This is a genomic window from Streptomyces sp. NPDC002055 (genome assembly GCF_040296705.1).
Lineage (GTDB): Bacteria > Actinomycetota > Actinomycetes > Streptomycetales > Streptomycetaceae > Streptomyces.
The window spans coordinates 62,657-88,228 of sequence record NZ_JBEOXS010000030.1 but is presented as its reverse complement, the minus strand read 5'-3'; the positions used below and the strand labels follow the sequence as shown (position 1 = coordinate 88,228).

Annotated in this window: 24 protein-coding genes and 1 riboswitch; of the genes, 13 read left to right on the top strand and 11 right to left on the bottom strand. The window is 72.6% G+C overall.

Annotation, left to right across the window (positions count from 1 at the left end):
* Positions 1-93 precede the first annotated feature (93 nt).
* The 5 genes from ABT112_RS20095 (at position 94) to ABT112_RS20075 (ending at position 6,238) form a co-directional block, all read left to right on the top strand.
* Positions 94-1,815, top strand: coding sequence for an urease subunit alpha (locus ABT112_RS20095; RefSeq protein ID WP_351511383.1), 1,722 nt, complete (start codon positions 94-96; stop codon positions 1,813-1,815).
* A 278-nt stretch (positions 1,816-2,093) separates the two neighbouring features.
* Positions 2,094-2,753, top strand: coding sequence for an urease accessory protein UreF (locus tag ABT112_RS20090; protein ID WP_351511411.1), 660 nt, complete (start codon positions 2,094-2,096; stop codon positions 2,751-2,753).
* 41 nt (positions 2,754-2,794) lie between these two features.
* The gene (gene ureG, locus ABT112_RS20085) at positions 2,795-3,499 is read left to right on the top strand and encodes an urease accessory protein UreG (protein ID WP_351511381.1); all 705 of its coding nucleotides are present in this window, start codon (positions 2,795-2,797) and stop codon (positions 3,497-3,499) included.
* Positions 3,496-4,341: an urease accessory protein UreD gene (locus tag ABT112_RS20080; protein WP_351511380.1), complete on the top strand. Its 846-nt coding sequence runs from the start codon at positions 3,496-3,498 to the stop codon at positions 4,339-4,341. Before ureG ends, ABT112_RS20080 begins: the two co-directional genes overlap by 4 nt.
* 262 nt (positions 4,342-4,603) lie before the next feature.
* Entirely contained in the window at positions 4,604-6,238 is a 1,635-nt protein-coding gene (locus ABT112_RS20075; RefSeq protein WP_351511378.1) for an alpha/beta hydrolase, read from the top strand.
* Positions 6,239-6,325: 87 nt separating this feature from the next.
* Here ABT112_RS20075 and ABT112_RS20070 read toward each other — a convergent pair whose 3' ends face one another.
* Positions 6,326-7,042, bottom strand: coding sequence for a lysophospholipid acyltransferase family protein (locus ABT112_RS20070; protein WP_351511376.1), 717 nt, complete (start codon positions 7,040-7,042; stop codon positions 6,326-6,328).
* Positions 7,043-7,577: 535 nt separating this feature from the next.
* Here ABT112_RS20070 and ABT112_RS20065 point away from each other — a divergent pair.
* The 3 genes from ABT112_RS20065 to ABT112_RS20055 all read left to right on the top strand — a co-directional run bounded on the left by ABT112_RS20065 (position 7,578) and on the right by ABT112_RS20055 (position 10,427).
* Positions 7,578-8,582, top strand: coding sequence for an XRE family transcriptional regulator (locus ABT112_RS20065; protein WP_351511374.1), 1,005 nt, complete (start codon positions 7,578-7,580; stop codon positions 8,580-8,582).
* 295 nt (positions 8,583-8,877) lie between these two features.
* Positions 8,878-9,678: a pentapeptide repeat-containing protein gene (locus ABT112_RS20060; RefSeq protein ID WP_351511373.1), complete on the top strand. Its 801-nt coding sequence runs from the start codon at positions 8,878-8,880 to the stop codon at positions 9,676-9,678.
* A 275-nt stretch (positions 9,679-9,953) separates the two neighbouring features.
* A complete protein-coding gene (locus ABT112_RS20055) occupies positions 9,954-10,427 on the top strand; it encodes a cupin domain-containing protein (protein ID WP_351511371.1) in 474 nt (157 codons plus the stop codon).
* Between the two features lie 146 nt (positions 10,428-10,573).
* Here the strand turns inward: ABT112_RS20055 and ABT112_RS20050 are convergent, their stop codons facing one another.
* The 5 genes from ABT112_RS20050 to ABT112_RS20030 all read right to left on the bottom strand — a co-directional run bounded on the left by ABT112_RS20050 (position 10,574) and on the right by ABT112_RS20030 (position 15,191).
* Positions 10,574-10,741 carry a hypothetical protein gene (locus ABT112_RS20050; RefSeq protein ID WP_351511369.1) on the bottom strand — a complete coding sequence of 56 codons (168 nt, stop codon included), beginning with the start codon at positions 10,739-10,741 and terminating at the stop codon, positions 10,574-10,576.
* 210 nt (positions 10,742-10,951) lie between these two features.
* Entirely contained in the window at positions 10,952-11,902 is a 951-nt protein-coding gene (locus tag ABT112_RS20045) for a cytochrome c oxidase assembly protein (RefSeq protein WP_351511367.1), read from the bottom strand.
* Positions 11,903-12,033: 131 nt separating this feature from the next.
* The gene (locus tag ABT112_RS20040) at positions 12,034-13,059 is read right to left on the bottom strand and encodes a 6-phosphofructokinase (RefSeq protein WP_351511365.1); all 1,026 of its coding nucleotides are present in this window, start codon (positions 13,057-13,059) and stop codon (positions 12,034-12,036) included.
* A 132-nt stretch (positions 13,060-13,191) separates the two neighbouring features.
* A complete protein-coding gene (locus tag ABT112_RS20035) occupies positions 13,192-13,920 on the bottom strand; it encodes a type 1 glutamine amidotransferase (RefSeq protein WP_351511364.1) in 729 nt (242 codons plus the stop codon).
* A gap of 26 nt (positions 13,921-13,946) precedes the next feature.
* Complete coding sequence (locus tag ABT112_RS20030) at positions 13,947-15,191, bottom strand: Mur ligase family protein (RefSeq protein ID WP_351511362.1); 1,245 nt, start codon at positions 15,189-15,191, stop codon at positions 13,947-13,949.
* 185 nt (positions 15,192-15,376) lie between these two features.
* On the opposite strand from ABT112_RS20030, the gene def reads away from it, so the two are divergent.
* The gene (def, locus tag ABT112_RS20025; RefSeq protein WP_351511360.1) at positions 15,377-15,931 is read left to right on the top strand and encodes a peptide deformylase; all 555 of its coding nucleotides are present in this window, start codon (positions 15,377-15,379) and stop codon (positions 15,929-15,931) included.
* 56 nt (positions 15,932-15,987) lie between these two features.
* Here def and ABT112_RS20020 read toward each other — a convergent pair whose 3' ends face one another.
* Positions 15,988-16,632, bottom strand: coding sequence for a TetR/AcrR family transcriptional regulator (locus tag ABT112_RS20020; protein WP_351511409.1), 645 nt, complete (start codon positions 16,630-16,632; stop codon positions 15,988-15,990).
* Between the two features lie 148 nt (positions 16,633-16,780).
* On the opposite strand from ABT112_RS20020, the gene ABT112_RS20015 reads away from it, so the two are divergent.
* Entirely contained in the window at positions 16,781-18,022 is a 1,242-nt protein-coding gene (locus ABT112_RS20015; protein WP_351511358.1) for an acyl-CoA dehydrogenase family protein, read from the top strand.
* Positions 18,023-18,122: 100 nt separating this feature from the next.
* On the opposite strand, the gene ABT112_RS20010 is transcribed toward ABT112_RS20015, so the two are convergent.
* A complete protein-coding gene (locus ABT112_RS20010) occupies positions 18,123-18,881 on the bottom strand; it encodes a TIGR03943 family putative permease subunit (RefSeq protein WP_502975396.1) in 759 nt (252 codons plus the stop codon).
* The gene (locus tag ABT112_RS20005) at positions 18,878-19,795 is read right to left on the bottom strand and encodes a permease (protein ID WP_502975395.1); all 918 of its coding nucleotides are present in this window, start codon (positions 19,793-19,795) and stop codon (positions 18,878-18,880) included. The genes ABT112_RS20010 and ABT112_RS20005 overlap by 4 nt, the downstream gene beginning before the upstream one ends.
* Positions 19,796-20,491: 696 nt before the next feature.
* Positions 20,492-20,633, top strand: a riboswitch (cyclic di-AMP (ydaO/yuaA leader).
* A 5-nt stretch (positions 20,634-20,638) separates the two neighbouring features.
* Between ABT112_RS20005 and ABT112_RS20000 the strand changes: the two genes are divergently transcribed.
* Together ABT112_RS20000 and ABT112_RS19995 are read left to right on the top strand one after the other, a co-directional pair.
* Entirely contained in the window at positions 20,639-21,871 is a 1,233-nt protein-coding gene (locus ABT112_RS20000) for a transglycosylase family protein (protein WP_351511354.1), read from the top strand.
* A gap of 339 nt (positions 21,872-22,210) precedes the next feature.
* Complete coding sequence (locus tag ABT112_RS19995) at positions 22,211-22,567, top strand: hypothetical protein (RefSeq protein ID WP_351511353.1); 357 nt, start codon at positions 22,211-22,213, stop codon at positions 22,565-22,567.
* A gap of 30 nt (positions 22,568-22,597) precedes the next feature.
* Here the strand turns inward: ABT112_RS19995 and ABT112_RS19990 are convergent, their stop codons facing one another.
* Both ABT112_RS19990 and ABT112_RS19985 read right to left on the bottom strand, forming a co-directional pair.
* Positions 22,598-23,377, bottom strand: a complete 780-nt coding sequence (locus ABT112_RS19990) for an SDR family NAD(P)-dependent oxidoreductase (protein WP_351511351.1) — start codon at positions 23,375-23,377, stop codon at positions 22,598-22,600.
* Positions 23,374-23,871, bottom strand: coding sequence for a cupin domain-containing protein (locus tag ABT112_RS19985; RefSeq protein WP_351511349.1), 498 nt, complete (start codon positions 23,869-23,871; stop codon positions 23,374-23,376). The genes ABT112_RS19990 and ABT112_RS19985 overlap by 4 nt, the downstream gene beginning before the upstream one ends.
* A 333-nt stretch (positions 23,872-24,204) precedes the next feature.
* Here ABT112_RS19985 and ABT112_RS19980 point away from each other — a divergent pair, with 333 nt between their 5' ends.
* Complete coding sequence (locus tag ABT112_RS19980; protein WP_351511347.1) at positions 24,205-25,473, top strand: transglycosylase family protein; 1,269 nt, start codon at positions 24,205-24,207, stop codon at positions 25,471-25,473.
* Positions 25,474-25,572 lie beyond the last annotated feature (99 nt).

Below are 25,572 nucleotides of genomic sequence, written 5' to 3'. Positions count from 1 at the left end.
GCTCCGGACGGGCCGCGGGCACCCGGTGTTCCGGCGAGGCAGCCGGCACGCAGCACAGCCGCACCCGCGGCGGAACCCACGACGAGGTGCACCATGGCTGAACTCTCCCGTGCCGCATACGCCGATCTCTTCGGCCCCACCACGGGCGACCGCATCCGGCTCGCCGACACCGCCCTCCTGATCGAGATCGAGCGCGACCTGTCCGGCGGCCCCGGAGCGGCGGGCGAGGAAGCCGTCTTCGGCGGCGGCAAGGTGATCCGCGAGTCCATGGGACAGGCCCGGACCACCCGTGCCGAGGGCGCCCCGGACACCGTGATCACCGGCGCCGTCGTCCTCGACCACTGGGGCGTGATCAAGGCCGACATCGGCATCCGGGACGGCCGGATCACCGGCCTGGGCAAGGCCGGGAACCCCGACACCATGGACGGCGTCCATCCCGCCCTGGTCATCGGGCCGGAGACCGAGATCATCGCCGGGAACGGCAGGATCGTCACCGCGGGCGCCATCGACGCGCACGTCCACTTCATCTGCCCGCAGCTCGTCGACGAGGCCCTGGCCTCGGGCATCACCACGCTCGTCGGTGGCGGCACCGGACCCGCCGAGGGCACCAAGGCGACCACCATCACCCCCGGCCCCTGGCATCTGGCCCGCATGTTCGAGGCGATGGAGGCCTTTCCGGTCAACATCGGGCTGCTCGGCAAGGGCAACACCACCTCTCGCGAGGCGATGCACAGCCAACTGCGCGGCGGCGCCCTCGGATTCAAGATCCACGAGGACTGGGGTGCCACGCCCGCCGCCATCGACGCCTGTCTGGGCGTGTGCGAGGAGACCGGCGCCCAGCTCGCCATCCACACCGACACCCTGAACGAGGCGGGATTCGTCGGGGACACCCTCGCGGCGATCGCCGGCCGCACCATCCACGCGTACCACACCGAGGGGGCGGGCGGCGGGCACGCGCCGGACATCATCACCGTGGTCTCCGAGCCCCATGTGCTGCCCAGTTCGACGAATCCGACCCGCCCGCACACCGTGAACACCGTCGAGGAGCACCTCGACATGCTGATGGTGTGCCATCACCTCAACCCGGCGGTGCCGGAGGACCTGGCCTTCGCCGAATCCCGCATCCGGCCCAGCACCATCGCCGCCGAGGACGTGCTGCACGACCTCGGAGCGATCTCGATCATCTCCTCCGACTCCCAGGCCATGGGGCGCATCGGCGAAGTGGTGCTCCGCACCTGGCAGACCGCCCATGTCATGAAGAAGCGGCGGGGAGCCCTGCCCGGGGACGGCCGGGCGGACAACCACCGCGCCCGGCGCTACGTGGCGAAGTACACCATCAATCCCGCCGTCGCCCAGGGCCTGGACGGCGAGATCGGGTCCGTGGAGACCGGCAAGCTCGCCGATCTGGTGCTCTGGGACCCGGCGTTCTTCGGCGTCAAACCCCGGCTGGTGCTCAAGGGCGGGCAGATCGCCTGTGCGCAGATGGGTGACGCCAATGCCTCCATCCCCACCCCGCAGCCGGTGATGCCCCGCCCGATGTTCGGGGCGACCGGCCGGGCCCCGGCGGCCAACTCCGTCAACTTCGTCGCCCCCGCGGCGCTCGAGGACGGGCTGCCCGAACGGCTCGGTCTGGACAAGCGGTTCGCCGCCATCAGCAGTACCCGGGGCGTCGGAAAGGCCGACATGCGGGAGAACGACGCGCGCCCGCAGGTCGTGGTCGACCCGGACACCTTCACGGTCACCATCGACGGCACGGCCGTCGAGCCGGAGCCCGCGGAGGAACTGCCCATGGCCCAGCGGTACTTCCTCTTCTGACCTCTCCGAAACGGGCGGCCCGCACGATGAGCACCCCCCTCGGCCCGCCGGTACGGCGGGCCGCCACCGGCGTCGCGGTGGACCCGGCGCCCTCCGCCGGCCCGCCACCCGCGTTCGGCACCTTCGGCTGCGGCACCGCGCCCGGCCCCGGCGGGCCCCTCGCCGACCGCGGGGAATCGCCGGACGGCCCGGCCCACAGCCCGGTCACCGCGAGCCGCAGCGGCAAAGCGGCCGCCGACGCACCGGACGGGACCGGGCCGCCCGCGGGCCGTGCCGCGTTGCTGGTGCTCGCCGACGGGCGGTTCCCCGCGGGCGGGCACGCCCACTCCGGGGGAGCGGAGGCCGCCGTGGCGGCCGGCCGCATCCGCGACGCCGCGACCCTGAGCGACTTCTGCCGCGGCCGGCTGCACACCGCGGGGCTGGTGGCCGCCGCGCTCGCCGCCGCGGCGGCCGCCGGCCTCGACCCGGTCCTGCTGGACGAGGCCGCCGACGCCCGGACCCCGTCCCCCGCTCTCCGCGTCACCGCCCGGCGGCTCGGGCGTCAGATGATGCGGGCGGCGCGGGCCGTCTGGCCCTCCCCGGAGCTCGACGCCCTGGCCGCCGCCCGGCCGCGCGGGGTGCACCAGCCCGTCGTCCTCGGCCTGGCCGCCCGCGCCGCGGGGCTGACGCCGCTCGACGCCGCGCACGCCGCCGGATACGAATCCGTCAGCGCCCCGGCCACCGCCGCGGTGCGGCTGCTCGGTCTCGACCCGTTCCAGGCCACCGCGGTCCTCGCCCGGCTGGCACCCGCGCTCGACCGGGTCGCCGGGCGGGCCGCCGTCGCCGCGCAACAGGCCCTCCACGACGGCGTGGACGCCCTCCCCGCGGCCTCCGCACCGCTCCTCGACATCGCAGCCGAGCGGCACGCCGGCTGGTCCGTACGTCTCTTCGCCTCATAGCCGGAATCTCCGACCCGCGATCCCGAACCACTGGAGCCGACATGCACCTGGATCACCCGGAAACCTTTCCCCAGCGGCACACTTGGAGTGCGCCCGACGCCGTGCGGCCCGACGGCACCCGCCGTGCGCTGCGCGTCGGCCTCGGCGGACCGGTCGGCTCCGGCAAGACCGCCACGGTCGCCGCGCTCTGCCGCGCCCTGCGCGACGAACTCTCCGTCGCCGTCGTCACCAACGACATCTACACTCGTGAGGACGCGGCGTTCCTGCTGCGCAACGCCGTCCTGCCGCCCGAGCGCATCACCGCGGTCGAGACCGGGGCCTGTCCGCACACCGCCATCCGCGACGACATCTCCGCCAACCTCGAAGCCGTCGAGGAGCTGGAGGAGGCCATCGCCCCCGCGGGCGGGCTCGACCTCGTCCTCATCGAGTCCGGCGGCGACAACCTGACGGCCACCTTCTCCAAGGGACTGGTCGACGCCCAGATCTTCGTCATCGACGTCGCGGGCGGCGACGACATCCCGCGCAAGGGCGGGCCGGGCGTCACCACCGCCGATCTGCTCGTCGTCAACAAGACCGACCTCGCCCCGTACGTCGGCTCCGACCTGGACCGCATGGCCCGGGACGCCGCGGAGCAGCGCGGTGAACTGCCCGTCCTGATGACCTCTCTGGTCGCCGAGGACGGCGTCGAGCCGATCGCCGACTGGGTGCGGGAGCGGCGCGCCGCGTGGCTCGCGGAGCCCGTATGAGCGGAAGCGGTAACAGCGGGGCGCGGGCGGCTGGTTCACGGGTGAACGGAGCCGAGGCGACCGGTGCGCGGGGGAGCGGTGCCGCGGTCCGGGCCGCCGCCCGGATCACCGCCGCTCCGGACGGGCGCGGCGGAACGGCCCTGCCCGTTCTCGACGGGGACGGCCCGCTCGCCCTCCGCCGGGTCCGGGCCCCGGGATCCGCTGCCGGTGTCTGTGTCATCGGTGCCATGAGCGCGCCGCTGGGCGGTGACCGGATCCGTCTGGATGTGGCCGTGGAGCCGGGGGCGGCACTGCGGGTGACCGCGGCCGCGGCCACCGTCGCCCTGCCCGGCCGTGCCGCGGGGCCCGCGACGTACGACGTCGACGTACGGGTGGGGGAGGGGGCCGAACTGCACTGGCTCCCCGAGCCGTTGATCTCAGCCGCCGGCAGCGATCTGCTCCTCACCACGCGCGTCCGGCTGGCTCCGACGGCCCGCTTGGTGCTGCGCGAGGAGCAGGTGCTCGGCCGCTCCGGCGAGCGGCCGGGCCGGCTCGTCAGCCGGCTCACCGTGCGCCGTGGCGACCGGCTGGTGCTCGACCAGGAGACGTCCTACGGTCCCGGGGCCCCCGGCTGGGACACCCCGGCCGTCCTGGACACGCACCGGGCCGTCGGCCAACTCCTCATCGTCGACCCGGCCTTCGAGGACGAACTCCCCGAGGCCCGGTGTCTCGGTGACGGGCCGGCGGACGGGGAAGGGGCGGTCACCCCGCTGCCCGGCCCCGCGGTCCTGGCCACCGCGCTGGCGCCGGACGCGCTGCGGCTGCGGCGGATGCTCGACTCCGCACTGCCCGGCCCGGGATGAGCGGAGCCGGCGTCCCGCCCGCGGCGGCACCGGGGACGGTGGGCCTTCCGTCCCCGAGGGCGTCCTCCGGCCGGGCGGGGCGGCCCCGCCCGGCCACGGTCCTGCGGATGCCCTGGTGGGGGATACAGGGGACGGAAGTTGACGTCTTGGTAAAGATTCGGTCGCACGATCTATCGCACCACCGGGCATAGACGGAAGGATCCTCCTGCAAGCTCTGTGATCACCGCCGCCCGAGGCGGCGTACCCAGCAGGGGGAAACAACGTGAGACGCACAGCAGTGCTCGGCTCGGCCGGCACTCTGATAGCGGGAACGCTGATCGTCGGGGCCATGACCGCCCCCAGCGCCAGCGCCGACGCACAGCAGAACAACGGCGGCAACGCCGAGGCCCGGGGCGTCCGGGCCGCCGCGGCCCGCGCCGCGCAGCAGGGCATCGACTGGAAGGACTGTCCTGCGGACTGGAGCCTTCCCAAGCCCATCCAGTGCGGCTACGTCAGCGTTCCGCTCGACTACACCAAGCCGAACGGCCGCACGATCAAGATCGCGGTGGACCGTATCGGCAACACCGGCACGGCCGGGGAGCGCCAGGGCGCCCTGATCTACAACCCGGGTGGCCCCGGTGGCTCCGGGATGCGGTTCCCGCTCCGGGTCACGAGCAAGAACCCGCTGTGGACCAAGACCTCCAAGGCGTACGACTTCGTGGGCTTCGACCCGCGCGGCGTCGGCCGTTCCACGCCCATCTCCTGCGTCGACCCCCAGGAGTTCGTGAAGGCGCCCAAGCTGGACCCGGTGCCCGACAGCGAGGCCGACAAGCGCGTCCAGCGCAAGCTGGCCAAGGGCTACGCGGACGGCTGCAAGAAGCGCAGCCGGACGATGCTCCCGCACATGACCACGCCCAACACCGCACGCGACATGGATGTCATCCGTGCCGCGCTCGGCGAGAAGAAGCTCAACTACCTCGGCGTCTCGTACGGCACCTACCTGGGCGGCGTGTACGCCACGCTGTTCCCGAAGCACACCCGCCGCATGATCGTCGACAGTGTGGTCAACCCGTCGCGCGAGAAGATCTGGTACCAGGCCAACCTGGACCAGGACGTCGCCTTCGAGATGCGCTGGGACGACTGGAAGGCGTGGGTCGCCAAGAACGACGCCGCCTACCACATCGGCAACACGCCGCAGAAGGTCCAGAAGCAGTGGGAGAAGCTCCGCGCCGAGGCGAAGAAGAACCCGATCGGCGGGGTCGTCGGCCCGGCCGAGCTGCTCGGCTTCTTCCAGAGCGCGCCGTACTACGACTCGTCCTGGTCCCAGGTCGCCGGGGTGTGGAGCAAGTACCTCGCCGGTGACGAGAAGGCTCTCGTCGAGGCGGCGGGCCCGGACCTGTCCGACACCGCGGGCAACATCTCCGCGGAGAACGGCAACGCCGTCTACACCGCCGTCGAGTGCGCTGACGCCAAGTGGCCCACCAGCTGGAAGAAGTGGAACCGGGACAACACCCGGCTGCACCGGGACTACCCCTTCCTCACCTGGTCCAACGCCTGGATGAACCTGCCCTGCGCCACCTGGGGCGCTCCGCAGCGCACCCCGCTGAACGTCGGCACCGGCAAGGGCGCCACCAAGGTGCTCATCGTGCAGGCCGCCCGTGACGCCGCCACGCCGTACGACGGCGCCGTCGAGCTGCACAAGCGGCTCAAGGGCTCGCGGCTCATCACCGAGCGGAACGCCGGTTCGCACGGCGTCACCGGCCTGGTCAACCCGTGCATCAACGAGCGGGTGGACGACTACCTGCTCAAGGGCACGCTCGGCCGTCGCGACGTGACCTGCGACCCGCACGCCACGCCGAAGCCCGCCGAGGCGAAGGCCGCTGCCAAGGCGGCGGCGGATCTGCCCACCGTGCGCTGACCGCACGACGGCGCAGCACCGAGGGGACGGCCCGGAGTTCCGGGTCGTCCCCTCGCCTGTGTCCGCGGCCCGTTGCGGGCCTGCGCGTCAGTGCACGAGCCGGTGCCGGTGCTGCTCCGCCGTCCCGGCCTTCAGTTCGGCCTTCACCTCGGTGGCGTACCGGTCGACGTACTCCTGGCCGGACAGCCGGAGGATCTCGTACATGATCTCGTCGGTGACCGCTCGGAGGGCGGCGCGTTCGTCGGCCATCCCGGCGTAGCGGGAGAACTCCATCGGTGCGCCGAACCGGATCGTCACCCGCTTGATCCGCGGCAGCACCCGGCCGGGCGGCTGGATCTCGAACGTGCCGACCATGGCGCAGGGCACCACCGGGACCTGTGCCTGGACCGCCATGGACGCGACCCCCACCCGGCCCTTGTAGAGCCGTCCGTCGTGCGACCGGGTGCCTTCGGGATAGATGCCGAGCAATTCGTCCTTGCTCAGTACACCCAGTCCTTCCCGGATGGCGTTCTGGCCGGCCTTGCCGCCCGAGCGGTCAACGGGGATCTGCCCGGCGCTGCGGAAGAAGGCGGCCGTCAGCCGTCCCTTGAGGCCCGGCCCGGTGAAGTATTCCGCCTTCGCGAGAAAAGTGATCCGGCGGCGCAGAATCGCGGGCATCAGAAAGTGGTCCGAGAAGGACAGATGATTGCCGGCGACGATCGCCGCCCCCTCCTCGGGCACGTGCTCGAGACCTTCGATCCGTGGTCGGAACAGCAGTCGCAACAACGGTCCGAGGATCACGTATTTGAGCACGTAATAGAACACGGGTTCGCTCCCAACTGTACCGGATCGGCTCCGGGGCTGTGTTTGCCAGGTCAACCGGTGTTGCGGGGTTGCTTCATTCTGTGTGCAATTATCGCCGCCTTCAACCATCGCCGATCGGAACTCATGCCGACGCGTTGCTGAAATTGATGATGGCTTGTCAGGTGAGGATTCTAACTACGGGTTGTGGTGATCCGTTAGTGGACGATGCCGATCCTGGGCCGTTTCTCCGGCGGTGACCTGCCGCGCCGTACCGCCTCCGTGCCTCGGCGGTGGCCGCTCGGCACGCCCCGGAATGTGCATCCCGGCGCCCGGGCCGGCTACCGCTCGGCCCCTTCGCGGAGCGCTGCGTCCTCGGGGCTGGCCATGTCCAGCAGCAGCATCGCGCGGCCGGTGGGCACAAGCAACGGCAACCGGCTGTCCCGGACTGCCCCGTACTGTCCAGGCCGGCTACGGCCTTGCCTAGGGTCGCGACCCTTCGGACATGGCGAGATCCGCCGTTGTTCCTCCTGCCACGGCCGTAGCAGGATGGCTTCTCATGGGGCGCCCGGGGGAGTTGTCACCGTTCGAAGCCCAGGACGCTGCCGGCTTCGTCCTGTTGATGCGGCGGCTCAAGGACCGTTCGGGACTGACCTACCGTGAACTGGAGGAGCGGGCCACTCGGAACGGTGACGTGCTGGCGCGCAGCACGCTGGCCGACATCCTCCGACGGACGAGCCTGCCCCGCCCCGACGTGCTGGCCGCCTTCGTCCGCGCCTGCGGGGACGGGGAGCGGGCCGGGGACTGGCTGGAGGCCAGAAGCCGGATCGCCGTGGAGACCGCTGCCGAGCCGGGCACGGCGCCCGGGCCGGAGGCGCAACCGCAGACCCAGCAACCCACGGAGCCCACGGAGCTCGCGGAGCTCGCGGACTCGCGGTCGGGTCGTGCAAAGAGCCGCACCGTCGCGCTCACCACTGTCCTCGCGGTCCTGCTCACTGCCTTGGCCGCCTGGGTCCTCCTCTCCGACAGCTCCCGGGAACCGAGCGCACCGGGGGCCGCGGCCACCAAGCCCACCGGACCCACCGGGCTCAGGACGCCCACCACGCCCCGGGCTCCCGCCGACGGCTGGGTCACCATCCGCCCCGCCCGTACGCCCGGTCTCTGCCTCACCGACGGACGCGACCGGGACGCCGCCTACCCCAGCGCCGTCGCCGTCCAGCTCCGCTGCGCCCGGGCCACCGTGCCGCGCACCTACCTCGAACCCGCCGGCGAGGGCCTCTACCGCATCCAGTGGCACCATCCGCAGCTGGGGAAAGGGTGCCTGACGGTCATGAGTGCGGGCCCGGTCAGGAACATGCTCGAACCCCGGGACAACTGTGCCCAGGCCACCCTGTTCCGTCTGGAGCCCACCGCCACCGGCGGCACCGCAGGCTTCCGGCTGCGCCCGGCCCACAGCAGCCGGTGCATCGGCATCGTCGACAACGACACCACCGAGGGGGCCGAGGCGACCCAGGAGGGATGCACCGGCGCGGCCGACCAGCGGTTCCTCGTCCGGGCGGGCTGACGGTCCGCACCGGAGCGCCCTCGCGGGCGAGCGGCCGTGCGCCGGATGAGGTGACGCGGGCCGCACCGAACCGTGCGGCGGTGCGCGGAATCCGTCGGTCGCCGCTGGCCCCGGACAGTCCGGCGGCCCGATCGTCGATGGACTGCCGTCCACGTGCGGGCGAGAAAATCCGTGCCGGAGAGCCACGGCGATCAGGGAGAATGGCGGCCGTTGCCCCGTGCATCGCCGGCTCGGTGCCCCACCCCGTGCAGAAGAGGTCCCGTTGTCCCGTCAGAGCCCCGCCGACCGTACCGAAGTGGATCCCGCCTCCCTCCGCGCCGACTGCGGAGCGTGCTTCGGGTTGTGCTGCGTCGCGCTGCCCTTCGCCGCCTCGGCCGACTTCGCCGTCGACAAGCCTGCCGGGCGGCCCTGCGGCAACCTCCAGCGGGACTTCCGCTGCGGCATCCACGCCGACCTGCGCGACCGGGGCTTCTCCGGCTGCACGGTCTTCGACTGCTTCGGCGCGGGACAGCGGGTCTCCCAGGAGACCTTCGGCGGACAGGACTGGCGGCAGGCTCCCGGTCTCGCTCCGCAGATGTTCGCCGTGTTCCCCGTGATGCGGCAGCTCCATGAGCTGCTCCACTATCTGACCGAGGCCCTGTCCCTGCCCCGGGCCCGTCCCCTGCACGCCGACCTCCGGCGCGCCCTGCACACCCTCGACCGGCTCACCCGCGGCAGCGCCGAGGCGGTCCTGGCGGCCGATGTGCCGGCCCTCCGCGGGGAGGTCAGCGAGCTGCTGCTGCGCGCCGGCGAACTGGTGCGGGCCGACGTCCCCGGCCGACGGAGGAACCACCGGGGCGCCGACCTCGTCGGAGCCGATCTGCGGGGCGCCGATCTGCGCGGTGCCAACCTGCGGGGAGCCCTGCTGATCGCGGCCGACCTGCGGAAGGCCGATCTGCGGACCGCGGACGTCATCGGGGCGGACTTCCGGGACGCCGATCTGCGCGGCGCCGACCTCACCGGGAGCCTCTTCCTCGTGCAGCCCCAGCTCCAGGCGGCCAAGGGCGACGACCGGACCCGGCTGCCCGCGGGACTCACCCGCCCCGCGCACTGGTGATCCGGACGGCGCCCGCCCTCCGGCGGGGACGCGCGGCCCGCGTCCCCGGAATCCGGTCGGGCCGGAATCCGGTCGGTACGGACTCCGGCCGCCCCGGATTCCGGCCAGGAATTGCGGCCGTCCGTACCGGGACGAGTCTTCCGGAGTCGTGAACTCCCTTTTCGTGAACGGAAATCGGGATTCCGGTGCGGTGGTGCCGTATCGCGGGTCCGGCCGTACGTGATCTGTGTCGCATTTCCGGGGAGCCGGCCGAATACCTCTGCGAGGATGCGGACATGACCGAGCCGCAGAGTTCCGATGCCCGCGCCCTGTTACGCCGCCCCGAGGACGGCGAACTGATCGATGTCGCGGGAGTGCAGCACTTCTTCCGGCTGACCGCCGAACACACCGGAGGACAGTTCTCGTTCGAGGAGTTCACCCTCGCCCCGGGGACGGTCGGCGCCCGGCCCCATGTCCATTCCGGGCACGACGAGTACTTCTACGTTCTCGAGGGCGAGCTGACTCTCCACAACGGCGACGGGGAAGTGACCGTCGGGCCGGGCCATCTCCTGGCGGCCGTCCGCGGCACCCCGCACGGCTTCCGGAACGCCGGTACGGAAATGTGCCGCGCCCTCTGTCTCTACACGCCCGCCGGGTACGAGGGCTACTTCCGTGACGTGCACGCGGCGGTGGCCGCCGGTGCCGAGGTCACCGACGAACTCCTCGCCGAATTCCGCAGCCGCTACCGCACCGCTTCTCACCAGGGCTGAACGAGGCGGGACCAGATCTGAACGAGGCGGGCCGGGGCGCGCCGGTCCGCCCGGCCCCGTTGCCCCCCCCATAGCAGGCACCGCGGGTGCGCCGGTCCGCCCCGCCCACGGTGCCTGCCATGGGGGCAGCGGGCCGGGCCCCGGGGTCAGACGCGGCGTGTGCCGCTCGTGGCCAGAACGCCCAGGGTGACCAGACCGAGCACCACCCACGCGAACCAGAGCCAGCCGTTGCCGCCCAGTGCCACGGTGTACGCGGTCGCCAGCACCAGGCCGCCGACCGTGCACCCCGCCATCGCCTTCGCAGATCCGGGCATCCCGCAGCCTCCTCCCGGGCCCGGCCCGGGGGCGGCGCTCCGCCCCGGGCGGTACCCAGGAGTCCATCGTCCCCCCGGGACGGCTCCTCCCGCTACCGCCCGGTCAGCGGCCGGCCGGTCCGCGGGGCGTGGCGGCCCGCCGCACACGGGGCATCGGCCCACGCACCCGGGCGCCACCGGCCCCGGCGCCGTACGGACTCCGTCGTACCGTCACCGGCCGCGGGCCTGCAGCGAGGCGAGGTAGGCGTTGTACGCCTCCAGCTCCTTGTCACCGTCCCGCTCGGCGGCGCGGTCCGTGCGCCGTGCCTGCCGCTGCTCGGACCGGTACCACTGGAAGACCAGGGCCACCAGCACGATCACCGACGGGATCTCGCTGAACGCCCAGGCGATGCCGCCCGCGGCGTTCTGGTCGGACAGCGGGTCGAGCCCCAGCGAGGACGGCGGATGGGCGTAGGTCGACACCATGGGCTCGGTCGCCATCATCAGCGCGATGCCGAAGAAGGCGTGGAACGGCATACCGGCGAACAGCTCCAGCATCCGCATCACATAGCCGGGCCGGTGCGGCCCCGGGTCCACGCCCATGATCGGCCAGAAGAAGACCAGCCCCACCGCCAGGAAGTGCACCATCATCGCGATGTGCCCGGCCTTGCTGCCCATGAGGAAGTCGAAGAGCGAGGTGAAGTAGAGGGCGTACAGGCTCGCGATGAACAGCGGGATCGTGAACGCCGGGTGCGTGATGATCCGCATGTAGCGGCTGTGCAGCAGCGCCACCACCAGCTCCCGCGGCCCCGTACGGCCCCGGCCCGCGGACGGCAGCGCCCGCAGCGTCAGCGTCATCGGAGCGCCCAGCAGCAGCAGGATCGGCGACAGCATGCTGATCACCATGTGCTGGACCATGTGCACGCTGAACATGACCATGCCGTACTCGTTCAGCGCGGTGCACATGACGAGCGCGACCGTCAGCACCCCGGTCACGAAGGAGACCGTGCGGCTCACCGGCCAGCGATCGCCGCGCTGCCGCAGCCGGACGACGGCCCAGCCGTACAGCGCCACTGCCACCACGGAGCCGATCAGGAAGAACGGCTCTCCCGTGAACTCCAGACCCCGCCCCAGCGTGAACGGCGGCAGATCCATCGTCATGCCGTGCCCGCCGTGATCCATCCACTCGCTCCTGTTTCGCACCCGAATGTTCCGCTCCAGACTAGAGCCGCCCCCGGCCGGAGTTCCGGCCGGGGGCGGCTCCGCGGTGTTCCGGACCGGTCCGGCCGGTCTCCGGTGGGCGGCGCGTCAGGTCAGAGCACGCACTCGGCCTCGGTGTAGCGCTCGGCCGGCACCGTCTTCAGCGTCTCCACGGCCTCCGCCAGCGGCACCAGCGTGATGTCCGTCCCGCGCAGCGCCGTCAACGTCCCGAACTCGCCGCGGTGCACGGCCTCCACCGCGTGCCAGCCGAAACGGGTGGCGAGCACCCGGTCGTACGCGGTGGGCGTGCCGCCGCGCTGCACATGGCCGAGGATCACCGGGCGGGCCTCCTTGCCGAGGCGCTCCTCCAGCTCGACGGAGAGCTGCCGGGCGACCCCGGCGAACCGCTCGTGCCCGTAGACGTCCTTGCCGCCCTCGTCCCACTCCATGGAGCCCTCGCGGGGCTTCGCGCCCTCCGCGACGACCACGATGGCGAACTTCTTGCCCGCCGAGAAGCGCGCGCCGACGACCTCGGTCAACTCGTGGATGTCGAAGGGGCGTTCCGGCACGACGATCGCGTGGGCGCCCGCGGCCATGCCCGAGTGCAGCGCGATCCACCCGGTGTGCCGGCCCATGACCTCGACGATGAGCACCCGCTGGTGGGACTCGGCCGTCGTCTTCAGCCGGTCCAGGGCCTCGGTCGCGACCCCCACCGCCGTGTCGAAGCCGAAGGTCACATCGGTCGACGCGATGTCGTTGTCGATGGTCTTCGGGACCCCGACGATCGGCAGACCGGCGTCGGAGAGCAGCCGGGCCGCCTTGAGGGTGCCCTCGCCGCCGATCGGAATGATCGCGTCCAGCCCGAGCTCGGCCACATGGCCCCGGGCGCGCTCCACTCCGTCGCGCAGATGCGCGGGCTGTACCCGGGACGATCCGAGGATGGTGCCGCCGCGGGCCAGGATGCCGCCGACGGCATCGAGGTCCAGCTTGCGGTAGTCGCACTCCAGGAGGCCCTTCCACCCGTCGTGGAAGCCGATGACCTCGTCACCGTGGTCCGCCACCGCGCGGTGCACGACGGAGCGGATGACGGCGTTCAGACCGGGGCAGTCGCCACCGGAGGTGAGCACACCAATGCGCATTGCTCGAAATACCTCTGCAAAGGGTCCGGACGGCCGGACCCCGTCGTCCGGATGGATCCCCGCCACCCTACAAGCGCCGGGAGGCGGGGACACACCTGTCCGCCTGGTGGGCGGTCGGGCGGAGCCGGCCGGTCAGGCCGGCTGGGTGGCCGCGGCGATGCGCTCGGTGCGCAGCGCCTCGTACCAGCGGTCGTCGACCGGCGGCAGCGCGTTCACGTCCAGCGCGAGCTTCAGCAGCAGGTCCGCGATGAGCGGGTTGCGGGCCAGCACGGGGCCGTGCATGTAGGTGCCGAAGACGGTGTCGTTGTACGCGCCCTCGAAGCCGTCGCCCGTGCCGTTGCCGTTGCCGAACCGGACGCGGGAGAGCGGCCGTGCGGTGGGGCCGAGGTGCGTGACGCCCTGGTGGTTCTCGAAGCCGGTCAGCGGCGGCAGGCCGAGCCGCTCGTCGATGTCCGCCAGCACGTCACCGACGCAGCGGGCGCCCTCGCCGCGGGTGCTCACCACGTCGAGCAGGCCGAGGCCCTGCTCCCGCTCGCCGAGGTCGTTGATGAACTCGTGCCCCAGGATCTGGTAGCCGGCGCACACCGAGAAGACGATCGCGCCGTTGGCGACCGCGCGGTTGAGACCGCCGTCCCGGCGCAGCCGCTCGGCGGCCAGCCGCTGCGGCCGGTCCTCGCCGCCGCCGATCAGATAGATGTCACCCGAGGTGGGCAGCGGCTGGTCGGAGCGCACGTCCACACGTGCCACATCCAGTCCGCGCTGCCGCGCCCGGCGTTCCACGACCAGGGCGTTCCCCTGGTCGCCGTAGGTGCTCAGCAGGTCCGGGTAGATCCATACCAGGCGCAGGCTGCTGTCGCTCATGCTCACAATCCTCTACGGGTCCGGGGTCAGTTGCCGACGCGGCGGCGCAGGTCCTGGAAGGCGGTGTAGTTGGCGATCGTCTCGATCCGCCCGGGCGGGGCCAGCGAGACCGCCTCGTCGATGCTGTCGCAGACCCGGAAGTCCAGGCCCGCGACCTCCAGCCGGACCGCGAGGTCCAGCTTGCGGTCGCCGAGGACGAAGATCGGGTGCCCGGCGAGCCGGGTGTAGTCGACGTCCCAGAGCCACGAGGTGTCGGTGCCGTCCGCGCCGCGCGCGTTCACCGAGAGGATCACCGGGGTCGGCGGCGGGTCGATCAGGGAGAACGTCTCCAGCCAGCCGGCCGGGTTCTTCGCCAGCAGCAGCCGCAGCTCACGGCCCTCGAATCCGACGACGTCGTACCGGCCGGCGACCGCCTGCACCTGGTACATCCGCTCCAGTGCGACCTGCGGGGGAACCCCGAAGGTGGCGGCGACGGCCGCCGAGGTGGTCGCGTTGGCCTTGTTCGCACGGCCCGGCAGCTGGAGGTGGATCGGCCAGGCCGAGCCGTGCGGGTCGAGGACGTGGTCGCCGCTGAGCGCCCAGCTCGGGGCGGGACGGCGGAAGCCGCACTCGCCGCAGCCCCAGTCGTCGCCCGGCCGCTGCAGCACCCCGCCGCAGGACGGGCAGGACCAGGCGTCGTCCTTCCACTCCTGGCCGGCCGCGACCCAGACCACGTTCGGCGACGAGGACGCCGCCCAGACGATCAGCGGGTCGTCGCAGTTCGCGATCACCGTGGCCTTGGTGCCGGACAGGCCCTCCCGCCACTTCTCGGCGAGCATGCGGGTCTCCGCGGCCCGGTCGAGCTGGTCACGGGAGAGGTTCAGCAGGGCGATGGCCTTCGGCGTGACGTCCCGCGCGACACCCGCGAGGTACTTCTCGTCGACCTCGATCACGCCGTACCGGGCGTCGGAGCCCCCGGCCAGCGCGGAGGTGATGCCGGCCGGCATGTTCGCGCCCAGCGCGTTGGAGACGACCGGGCCGCTGGCCCGCAGCGCCTCGGCGATCAGCCGGGTGGTGGTGGTCTTGCCGTTCGTCGCCGAGACCAGGACCACGTCCAGGTGCCCGGCCAGCCGTGCCAGCAGATCGGGGTCGAGCCTGAGCGCCACCTTGCCGCCGATCACCGACCCGCTGCCGCGGCCCGCTGCCCGCGACACCGCCGCCGCCGCCCTGCCCGCCGTCACGGCCAGTTTGGCCCGCGGCGACAGCGGATCCGAGTTGCCTTCGCCTGCCATCGTCCTTGTTCCTCCTTGCATCCGGCGCCGCGCCCGCCCCCGGTCCTCCGGTGAGTACGCCCCCTCCGCGCCGAATCCGGCCGGGAGACTTCGGTCGGAGATCAGCCTATCGAGATCCGCCCGCGGGCCCGAACCCAGCCACCCGGCCGACCTGCCATTCAGGGGGCGGACCGTAGTCTTGGGGCGTGCGACACAGTGTGATTCCCGGTAGTTCAGGACTTGTGCGGCCGATGCGGCTGCTGGGTGACCCGGTGCTCCATGCCCCCTGCCGGGAGGTCACCGCCTTCGACGGGGCGCTCGGCCAGCTCATCGAGGACATGTACGCCACGATGTACGCCGCCCGCGGCGTCGGGCTGGCCGCGAACCAGATCGGGCTGCCCCTGCGGGTGTTCGTGTACGACTGCCCCGACGACGAGGACCGCCGGCACCTCGGACATGTGGTCAATCCGCGCCTGGTCGCCGCGGACGGCGTCACCGTACGCGGCCCCGAGGGCTGTCTCTCGCTGCCGGGTGTCGAGGCGGGCACACCGCGCCTGGACCGTGCGGTCGTCGAGGGCACGGACCGTTCCGGCGCGGCCGTGCGGGTGGAGGGCACCGGCTTCTTCGCCCGCTGTCTGCAGCACGAGATGGACCACTTGGACGGCGGGGTCTTCACCGACCGGCTGGCCGGCCTGCGGCGCCGCCGCGCCCTGCGCGCGGCCCGGCGCGCCCCCTGGGCGGACGGAGCGGCCGGCTCCTGACCGGGAGCTCGGGCGGACCGGCCGGGAGTTCCGGTCCCGCGTCGGGAGAGGCGGGGTCAGAAGGCGGGGCCGCCGGGGCGGTCGCCCGCCTCGGCGAGCCGACCCCAGAGCAGGTCGGCGAGATGCCGTACCAACGTGGCGCGGGAGACCGGGCGTTCGCGCAGCCACCAGTCCCCGGCCGCGTGCATCATGCCGACGATGCCGTGGCCCCAGACCCGGGCCGCCTCGTCGTTCTCCGGGCCGAGGTCGACGCGTTCCGCGATGACCTGGGCGAGTTCCTCCCCGAGCCGGCGCAGCAGGGGAGCGGAGTGCCGGCCGACGTCGAAGCCCTGGTCACCGGTCTGGGTGTCGTCGGCGGGGTGCATGAGGAACCGGTAGACCTGGGGGCGGGCCTCGATGGCCACCAGATAGGTGTCCAGGGTCGCCTCCACCCGCTGGCGGCGCTCGGCCGGTGCGTCCAGCGCGGCGCGGAGCCCGTCGAGCAGGGCGTCGGTGTGCCGCACGGCCAGGGCCCGGTACAGCCCGCCCTTGTCGCCGAAGTGCCGGTAGAGGATCGGCTTGGTGATGCCGGCCTCGGCGGCGATGGCGTTCATGGACGCCCCCGGCCCGTCACGGAGCACCACCCGGTCGGCGGCCTCAAGCAGCTCCCTGCGCCGCTGGTCCGCGCTTCGCTGCTGGCCGTCCCGCTGACTGGTCTCCATCACGTGTACTCCCCGCCCGTGCGCTCGCTTCCCGCGCAACGTAACACCTGCCTGCTCGGAAGGTCGGAGCGGGAGCAGGGAGTTGACAGGGCTTACTGGCCGGTAACACACTGACGTTACCGCAAGTAACCGGCAGGTGGAGGGGACGATGCCCGAGTTCTCGCTCGAGCTGAACGACGACCAGAAGGCCCTCCGTGACTGGGTCCATGGATTTGCGGCGGATGTCATCCGCCCGGCCGCGGCCGAGTGGGACGAACGGGAGGAGACGCCGTGGCCGGTGATCCAGGAGGCCGCCAAGATCGGCCTGTACTCGCTGGACTTCTACGCCCAGCAGTACTTCGACCCGACCGGCCTGGGCATCCCCATGGCGATGGAGGAGCTCTTCTGGGGTGACGCGGGGATCGCCCTGTCCATCGTCGGCACCGGGCTGGCGGCGGTCGGCGTGCTGGCCAACGGCACCGAGGAGCAGGTCGGCACCTGGATCCCCCAGATGTACGGCGAACCGGACGATGTGAAGGTCGCCGCCTTCTGCTCCTCCGAGCCGGACGCGGGCTCCGACGTCGCCTCCATGCGCACCCGTGCGGTGTACGACGCGGCCAAGGACGAGTGGGTGATCAACGGCACCAAGACCTGGGCGACCAACGGCGGCATAGCCAACGTCCATGTGGTCGTGGCGGTCGTCGACCCGGAGCTCGGCTCCAAGGGGCACGCCTCGTTCATCGTCCCGCCGGACACCCCCGGGCTCTCCCAGGGGCAGAAGTTCAAGAAGCACGGCATCCGCGCCTCGCACACGGCCGAGGTCGTCCTGGAGGACGTCCGGGTCCCCGGCCACTGCCTGCTCGGCGGCAAGGAGAAGCTGGACGAGCGCCTGGCCCGGGCCCGTGAGCGGGCCCGCGAGGCGGCGCCGGCCGGTGGCGGCGAGCGGGTGCGGAACGCGGCCATGGCCACCTTCGAGGCATCCCGCCCCGCGGTCGGGGCCATGGCCGTGGGCACCGCCCGGGCCGCCTACGAGGAGGCCCTGGAGTACGCCCGGACCCGCACCCAGTTCGGCCGGCCGATCATCGACAACCAGGGCGTCGCCTTCCAGCTCGCCGACATGCGCACCCGGATCGACGCGGCCCGGCTGCTGGTGTGGCGGGCCTCCTGGATGGCGACCACGGGCAAGCCGTTCACCTCCGCGGAGGGGTCGATGTCCAAGCTGTTCGCCAGCGAGACCGCCAAGGAGGTCACCGCCCAGGCGATCCAGATCTTCGGGGGCAACGGCTTCACCCGGGAGTACCCGGTCGAGCGGATGCACCGGGACGCCGCCATCTACACGATCTTCGAGGGCACCAGCGAGATACAGCGCCTGGTGATCGCCCGCACGCTCTCCGGCCTTCCCATCCGCTGACGGCTCGCGGCGGGAGCCCGCTCGCGGGAGGCCACCGTGCCGGTGCCTGGTGCTGGGTGCCGGTGCCGGGCACGGTGGCTTCCGTGGCGCGGGCCGGGGCTCAGATGCGGGGCACGGAGTCCATGTACGGGTTGGCCGGCTGCGCGATGTGCTCCACGTCGTCCGCGTCGAGGGCCGCCCGGGCCGACGGCCTGCCCGGGGTGCCGGAGGGGTGCCAGGTGCCCGTCACGCTCACCCAGGAGTCGGCCGGCGGCTCGGGCATGCCGCGCATCTCGACCTTCACGGACCGGGAGTCCGCGGCGCAGCAGCTCAGGACGAGCCGGGTGAGATACCAGACCTCGCCCTTGCCGGGGGTGACGAAGCCGGTCAGCCGGACCCGGCGGTCCGCCAGGCTGCGCGCCGTGTCCTGGCGGGCCCGGGCCTGGAAGTCCGACAGCGCCAGCGGCACGGGGGAGGTGCGCGGCAGCGCGGGGAAGCGCTGCTGCTCCTCGGTGGCCGGATCGCGCTCCCGCGCGGCCGTGTAGGAGCCGAGCGCGGGCGGGGTGAAGAACAGCAGGGTGAGGGCCGGGAGGAACAGCAGCCAGGCGACCCGCGGTCCGCGGCGGTGGTCGTGGCCGTGGTCCGCGGCGTCCGCGTCCTCCTCCTCGCCGGTCCCGCCGTCGGTGTCCGGACCGGCGAACGGGAAGCCGTCCCGTGCCGCCCCCACCAGCCCCAGCGCCACCAGCAGGACACCGGAGAGGATCAGCGGGACGCGCAGGCCCTCCTTCACATAGCGGAGGTAGATGTCGCTGAAGAGCGCGATGTGCAGGAGCCCGGCGCCCGATAGCAGGAGCAGCAGCACCTGGATGTTCCGCTTCACAGGAGCCACCAGCCGATCAGCGCGCTGCAGCCGACGGCGACGACGGCCGTGGCCGAGGAGAACCGGACGGCGAAGGCCCGTCCGAAGGTGCCCGACTGCAGCGCGATGAGCTTGAGGTCGACCATCGGCCCCACCACCATGAAGGCCAGCCGGGCCGTCGGGGAGAAGCCGGTCAGCGACGCGGCGACGAACGCGTCCGCCTCGGAGCAGACCGCGAGGACGATCGCCAGCCCGGCGAGGAAGAGGACGGAGAGCCACGGCGATCCGGAGAAGGTGTCCAGCACCGAACCCGGTACCACGACGTTGAAGGTCGCCGCCGCCATCGCCCCGAGCACCAGGAATCCGCCCGCGTGCAGGAAGTCGTGCTGGAAGCCCAGCCGGAACTCCTCCCAGCGGCTGTTCCCGGCCGTGTGGCCGCCGCCCCGGGCCGGCAGGCGCAGCCATTCCGCGCGGCCGAGCCGGATCCACAGCCATCCCATGATCACCGAGGTGAGGAGCGAGGCGACGAGCCGGGCGGCCACCATGCCGGGGTTCCCGGGGAAGGCCACGGCCGTGGCGGTGAGGACCACGGGGTTCACGGCGGGAGCCGAGAGCAGGAACGTCAGGGCGGCGGCCGGGGCGACGCCGCGCCGGATCAGGCTTCCGGCCACCGGCACGGAGGCGCATTCGCACCCCGGCAGCACCACCCCGGCGGCGCCGGCGACGGGGACGGCGAGGGCCGGCTTCCTCGGGAGCAGCCTGCTGAACGCGTCGGCGGGCACGAAGGCGTTGATGGCGCCGGACACGGCCGTGCCCAGCAGCAGGAACGGAAGGGCCTGGATCACGATGGCCACACAGACCGTCCGCCAGGCCTGGACGCCGGGGTGGGCGAGCAGGCTCCCGCCGCCCAGGACCAGCGCCGCCGCCACGGCCAGCGCGACTGCGGCCGTGGCGATCAGGGGAGTCGCGGAACGGTTGCGCCCCCGGAGCAGCGCGGTCGCGCCGGAGGCGTGCCGCACCGGCGGCGAGGTGTCGATCAGCTCTTCCGCTCTCTGCACACTGACTCCGCACGTCCGCGATCAAGAACCACACGATAACCGGGGGAGAGGCCCCCGCCGGGGTTGCCACCGCGGTGGGCGGGGCAGCGAATCATCCGTTTCGCCGGATATGCCCCCTGAGGGGAGTGGTTCGGGGTGCGAGTGCCGAGCTGCGGGATGTATACGGCAAATAGACATCAATCCTCCTTCATCGAGGCAAAGTCGAAATGCACCTCAAAGTCGGACAATTGGCTCCGTGGTGACCCATTTCACAAAGATATTTCCGGGGTGTGATGCCGCCCACGCGAAAAGCGTGAATCCGGGCAACTCGGTTACCGCCCGCCGAACGTGAGAGTCGTTCAGTAGTAATGCGAATCGCTCTCGGATCAAGATCCGGAGCTCAGTGTGACCCTGTCCCGAGTGGATCTACCGAAAGGTGATTCCGGGGAATACTCGCCACTTGTCGGAAAGAATTCGGTGCGCTTACTTTTACCGCTGCCTGCCCATGAAAGGGCGGGCCGTACTCTGTCGGAGCGCCGAGTCCTGCCGCCGGTGGAGAGGAAACAACCAACGCACCACGGCAGGAGCGGGGGAACCAGGTAGGTGCCGGACCGCGCAACAGGCGAGGAACGGCTTGGGGTGAAGACGCGCCGCAGCGCACGACGCTGCTCAGGGCGCGGCCGGGCAACTCCAGCCCGAACCCGACAGCTCACCTCGCAGGCGTAGGAGAGGAATACCCCTATGTCTGCACGCGGACGTCACCGCCGGTACAGCCCCGGCCGTATTTCCCGAGCTTCTCTCATCGCCGCTGCCGGTAGTGCCGGAATCGCCCTACCGCTCATCGGTGCCGGCTCGGCGCAGGCCGCTTCCGTCGACACCTGGGACAAGGTCGCGGAGTGCGAGAGCGGCGGCGACTGGAGCATCAACACCGGTAACGGCTTCTACGGTGGCCTGCAGTTCACCAACGACACCTGGCAGGCCTTCGGTGGCGGCGACTACGCCGCGCGCGCCGACCAGGCGACCAAGGACCAGCAGATCGCCGTCGCCGAGAAGGTCCTCGACGGCCAGGGCCCCGGCGCCTGGCCGGTCTGCTCCGGCAAGGCCGGGCTGACCCAGGGCGGCGCCGCCCCGCAGATCAGCCCCGACGGCGGGAAGGCCGCCCCGGCCGAGTCCGCCCCGAAGCCCCAGGGCGAGAAGGGCAAGCCGGCCGAGCGCAAGGCCGGCGCCGGGTCCGAGACCCGCTCGTACACCGTCGTCCGCGGCGACACCCTGTACAAGATCGCCACGACCCACGACGTCAAGGGCGGCTGGCACCGGGTCTACGAGGGCAACCGCGAGGTCGTCGGCGGCGACCCGAACCTGATCCTCCCGGGCCAGAAGCTCACCCTGGGCGGCAAGGAGAAGGGCGCCCCGAAGCACGACGCCCCCGAGCGCGAGTCCGAGCGGCCGGCTCCGAAGCACGAGGCCCACCAGGCCGCCGAGCACAAGGCCGCGCCGAAGCCCGCCGCGAAGGCCGAGCCGAAGCAGCAGGCCGCCCCGGCCAAGGCCGCCGCGCAGAAGTCCGCCGACGGCTTCACCGCCCCCGTCGACGACCTCTCCGTGGGCACCCCGTACCACCAGTCCGGTGCCAGCTGGTCCAGCGGCTACCACACCGGCACCGACTTCCCCGTGCCCACCGGCACCACGGTGAAGGCCATCGGTGCGGGCGAGGTCGTCTCCGCGGGCTGGGGCGGTTCCTACGGCAACCAGGTCGTCATCCGCCACGCCGACGGCAAGTTCAGCCAGTACGCCCACCTGTCCTCGCTGTCCGTGTCGGCCGGCCAGTCGGTCACCGGCGGTCAGCAGATCGGCCTGTCCGGCTCGACCGGCAACTCCTCCGGCCCGCACCTCCACTTCGAGGTCCGCACCGGTCCGGACTACGGCTCGGACATCGACCCGGTCGCCTACCTGCGCGAGCACGGCGTCAGCATCTGAGCCCACGCGCCGGCCCGGCGCGTGGCACCGAGGCCCGGGGTGACCGACCGGCCTCACCGACGGACCGAGGCGCCCGTCCCCGCTGCACGGGGGCGGGCGCCTCGTCCGTTGTGTGCGCCGCTTCGGCGCGGCCCGTCCGCGCGCCGCGCCGTCCCCCGCCCGGCCGAGCCGGCCGAGACCGTGACCGCGGGGGTGTCCGGGGGCGGGGAAACGGCCCCGCCGTGCGGCCGGACGGGTGATCCCGGAGGCCGATCCGCAACCGGAGGGAGAAACCGGCCGTCGGAACGGGAGACCATGATTTCCCCCTGACCGATGGGGAATTGAAGGAAGGCACCGACCATGGCCGATCCGACGGCAGTCACGATGGAGCTCCCCCCGCGGCCCGACGCCCCGGACCCGGCCCGGATCGGCGGCCATCTGACGCCGGCCGACGGGCTGCGGCTCATGCTGCACGCCGAACTCACCCGGGCCGCCGTCCCGCCGCACCCCGACGACCTGCGGGTCATCCACGATCTCGCGCAGCTGGACGAGGACGCCGTCGGGACCATCGTCCGCTGGCTCCGGCAGGCCGCCGGCAGCACCGTCACCCTGCCGCCCCGCACCGTGGGCCGCTCGGCGTGCACGGTCCCGGTCCCCGCGCAGCCCCCGGCGCCGGAGCCCGCCACCCGGGTGGACCCCCGGCTGCTCGCCTGGTGACGTCCGGGACGACCGCGTCCGGCGCGGTGCCTACCAGGGCGACCGGGCCGTCACCCCGCCGTCCACCACCAGGTCGTGGCCGGTGACCCAGCCCGCCATCGACGACGCGAGGAACACACAGGCGCGGCCGATGTCGGCCGGAGTGCCGAGTCGCCCGAGCGGCGCCGCGGCCCGGTAGCGCTCCACCCCCTCGGGCCACGCCTCCTCGATGCCGGGGCGGCTGATCAGGCCGGGGGAGACCGTGTTCACCCGGATCCCGGACGGTCCGTACTCCACCGCCGCCGCCCGCGCGTGCTGGATCAGGGCCGCCTTGGACGCGGCGTAGTGCGCGTGCCCCGGTGTGGGCGAGGATCCTTCGATCGAGGCGACATGGGTGACCGTGCCGCCCGTGCCCGCCCGCCGCATCACCCGCGCGGCCGCCCGGGTGCAGCAGAACGCGCTGGTGAGATTGGTGTCGATCACGGCGCGCCAGTCGGCGGCGGTCATCGACGCCAGCTCCTGGACCGGCTGCACCCCGGCGTTGTTGACGAGCGCGTCCACCCGGCCGAAGCGCGCCGCCGCGGCCTCCATCAGCCGTTCGCAGGCCGTCTCGTCGGTGAGGTCGGCGGCCACCGCCCATGCCGTGCCGCCCTCGCCGGTGATCAGTTCCACCACCTCCCGGGCGCGCTCGGCGCCGGTGTGGTGGTGGACCACGACCTGCGCCCCTGCGCGCGCGAACTCCCCGGCGATGCCCGCCCCCACGGTGCCCGCCGCTCCCGTCACCACGGCCACCAGCCCGTCGAGCGCGGGCAGTTGTCCCTGCCCGGTCATGCGGTGCGGGACAGGGCGCGGATGAGGTCCCCGTGCAGCGGATAGCGGGCGCTCAGCTCGTCCGCCTCCCCGCCCTCGTAGTCGACGGGGGAGAAGCCGGGTGCCATGGTGCAGCCGAGGAGCGTCCGGGCGCCCCCGGGGCGCACCCGGGCCCCCATCCAGGTGCCGCCGGGCACCACGTACTGGAGGTGCGCTCCGGCGCGGATGTCCGGGCCCAGGATCTCCACCCGGGAGCCGCCGCCGGGCTCCAGGAGCAGCAGCTCCACCGGGTCGCCGAGGTGGAAGTGCCAGACCTCGTCGCGCGGGAGCCGGTGCAGCGCGGAGAAGTGGTCCTCCTCGGCGGAGAGCAGGAGCAGGATGGCCGAGCCGGCCGGGTGTCCGTCGGGCTGTTCCGGTCCTGCCCAGGTGCGGTGGAAGAGGCCGCCTTCGAGGGGCAGCGGCCGCAGGCCGTACATCCGGGCGAGCTCGCCCGTGGAAGGGAGGGGGTCCGGCATGTGCTGCCTCCGTCGGGGGTCCGGTTGCGCGGAAAGGGAGAATTCAGGCGTCCGGGGCCAGCGTTGATGATGTGTGACGCACCTCACAGTAGGTATCATTCCGCTTCGCTCTCTGCGCCCGGACGGCCATGTTCCGGCCATTTTCAACAGCCGGACGAGTTTCTTCGCGTCAATTCTCAGGGCGCCGTCCCGGATGCAACGGGATTGCTCCCGAAGGAAAGTGATGCCCTTTCATGCGTACCACCCTATCGATCTTCAGTAATTGGCACACTCTGGTGGCCGTGAAATGCCCCCCGTCACCCCGGCGCGCCCGCGCAGGAGAGGAACAGCTCTATGCCCCCACGTGGACGCCATCGCCGTTACCAGCCGAACCGGATCTCCCAGGCATCCCTCACCGTCACCGCCGGCGGCGCCGGCATAGCCCTGCCGCTGGTCGGTGTCTCCGGAGCCGAGGCGGCGTCCGCCGACACCTGGGAGCGGGTGGCGGCCTGCGAGAGCACGCACCAGTGGCACATCAACTCCGGCAACGGCTTCTACGGCGGCCTGCAGTTCACCCAGAGCACCTGGGAGGCGTACGGCGGCACCGCCTACGCCCCGCGGGCCGATCTCGCCACCCGGGAGCAGCAGATCGCCGTCGCCGAGAAGGTGCTCGACGGGCAGGGGCCCGGCGCCTGGCCGGTGTGCTCGGTGAAGGCGGGACTCACCCGCGGCGGCCCGGCACCCCAGGCCGCCCCGGCCCCCCGCCCGGCATCCAGCGCGGCGAAGACCACCACCGGCGGCGCGTCGGCGGCGCAGCGCGACGGGTCCGGCGGGCACCGGGAGAAGCCCGGCGCCCAGCGGGAGAAGGCGGACGAGCGCGCCGGGCGCGCCGACCGGACGAAGCCCGGCAACTACACCGTCGCCAGTGGTGACACCCTGTACACCATCGCCCGGGTGCGGGACGTGGACGGCGGCTGGGAGCGGGTCTACCGGGACAACCGCGAGGTGATCGGCAGCGACCCGGACCTCATCATGCCCGGTCAGCGGCTCACCGTGGACGCCACACCGGAGCCCCGCGGCACACCGCGGGCGGACCGGGAGGAGCCTCGCAAGCCGGCCCCGCGGAAGGCCGCACCGAAGCCGCAGCCGAAGCCCAAGCACAAGCCGAAGCAGCAGCCGGACGCCCGGCACCGTGCCGCCGAGCCCGCCGCGGCCCAGGGCTTCACGGCGCCGGTCGGCGCCGCCACCCCCGGCACCGCCTACCGGGCCGCGGGCGGCAGCTGGTCCAAGGGCTACCACACCGGGGTCGACTTCCCCGTGCCCACCGGCACCACGGTGAAGGCCATCGGCGCGGGCGAGGTCGTCTCCGCGGGCTGGGCCGGCTCGTACGGCTACCAGGTCGTGATCCGGCACGCCGACGGCAAGTACAGCCAGTACGCCCACCTCTCCGCGCTCTCCGTCCGGGCCGGCCAGCAGGTCGGCGGCGGCCAGCGGATCGCCCGCTCCGGCTCGACCGGCAACAGCACCGGACCGCATCTGCACTTCGAGGTCCGCACCGGGCCCGGCTTCGGCTCCGACATCAACCCCCTCGCCTACCTGCGGGGCAAGGGCGTCGGCATCTGATCCATCGCGTGTTCCTCCTCCTGGGTCCTTCGGGGCGATAGGGGCTTCCCGCACTTACCGGCGCCCGCATGCGTGGGCTATGCCGGAGAGGAAGGGCGG

Coding starts and splice junctions, on each gene's coding strand:
- ABT112_RS20055 (WP_351511371.1), top strand. CDS start 9,954: ATGACCGAGCCGCAGAGTTCCGATGCCCGCGCCCTGTTACGCCGCCCC.
- ABT112_RS19990 (WP_351511351.1), bottom strand. CDS start 23,377: ATGACCGGGCAGGGACAACTGCCCGCGCTCGACGGGCTGGTGGCCGTG.
- ABT112_RS19985 (WP_351511349.1), bottom strand. CDS start 23,871: ATGCCGGACCCCCTCCCTTCCACGGGCGAGCTCGCCCGGATGTACGGC.
- ureG (WP_351511381.1), top strand. CDS start 2,795: ATGCACCTGGATCACCCGGAAACCTTTCCCCAGCGGCACACTTGGAGT.
- ABT112_RS20045 (WP_351511367.1), bottom strand. CDS start 11,902: ATGGATCACGGCGGGCACGGCATGACGATGGATCTGCCGCCGTTCACG.
- ABT112_RS20080 (WP_351511380.1), top strand. CDS start 3,496: ATGAGCGGAAGCGGTAACAGCGGGGCGCGGGCGGCTGGTTCACGGGTG.
- ABT112_RS20040 (WP_351511365.1), bottom strand. CDS start 13,059: ATGCGCATTGGTGTGCTCACCTCCGGTGGCGACTGCCCCGGTCTGAAC.
- ABT112_RS20030 (WP_351511362.1), bottom strand. CDS start 15,191: ATGGCAGGCGAAGGCAACTCGGATCCGCTGTCGCCGCGGGCCAAACTG.
- ABT112_RS20020 (WP_351511409.1), bottom strand. CDS start 16,632: ATGGAGACCAGTCAGCGGGACGGCCAGCAGCGAAGCGCGGACCAGCGG.
- ABT112_RS20015 (WP_351511358.1), top strand. CDS start 16,781: ATGCCCGAGTTCTCGCTCGAGCTGAACGACGACCAGAAGGCCCTCCGT.
- ABT112_RS19995 (WP_351511353.1), top strand. CDS start 22,211: ATGGCCGATCCGACGGCAGTCACGATGGAGCTCCCCCCGCGGCCCGAC.
- ABT112_RS20095 (WP_351511383.1), top strand. CDS start 94: ATGGCTGAACTCTCCCGTGCCGCATACGCCGATCTCTTCGGCCCCACC.
- ABT112_RS20035 (WP_351511364.1), bottom strand. CDS start 13,920: ATGAGCGACAGCAGCCTGCGCCTGGTATGGATCTACCCGGACCTGCTG.
- ABT112_RS20050 (WP_351511369.1), bottom strand. CDS start 10,741: ATGCCCGGATCTGCGAAGGCGATGGCGGGGTGCACGGTCGGCGGCCTG.
- ABT112_RS20000 (WP_351511354.1), top strand. CDS start 20,639: ATGTCTGCACGCGGACGTCACCGCCGGTACAGCCCCGGCCGTATTTCC.
- ABT112_RS19980 (WP_351511347.1), top strand. CDS start 24,205: ATGCCCCCACGTGGACGCCATCGCCGTTACCAGCCGAACCGGATCTCC.
- ABT112_RS20065 (WP_351511374.1), top strand. CDS start 7,578: ATGGGGCGCCCGGGGGAGTTGTCACCGTTCGAAGCCCAGGACGCTGCC.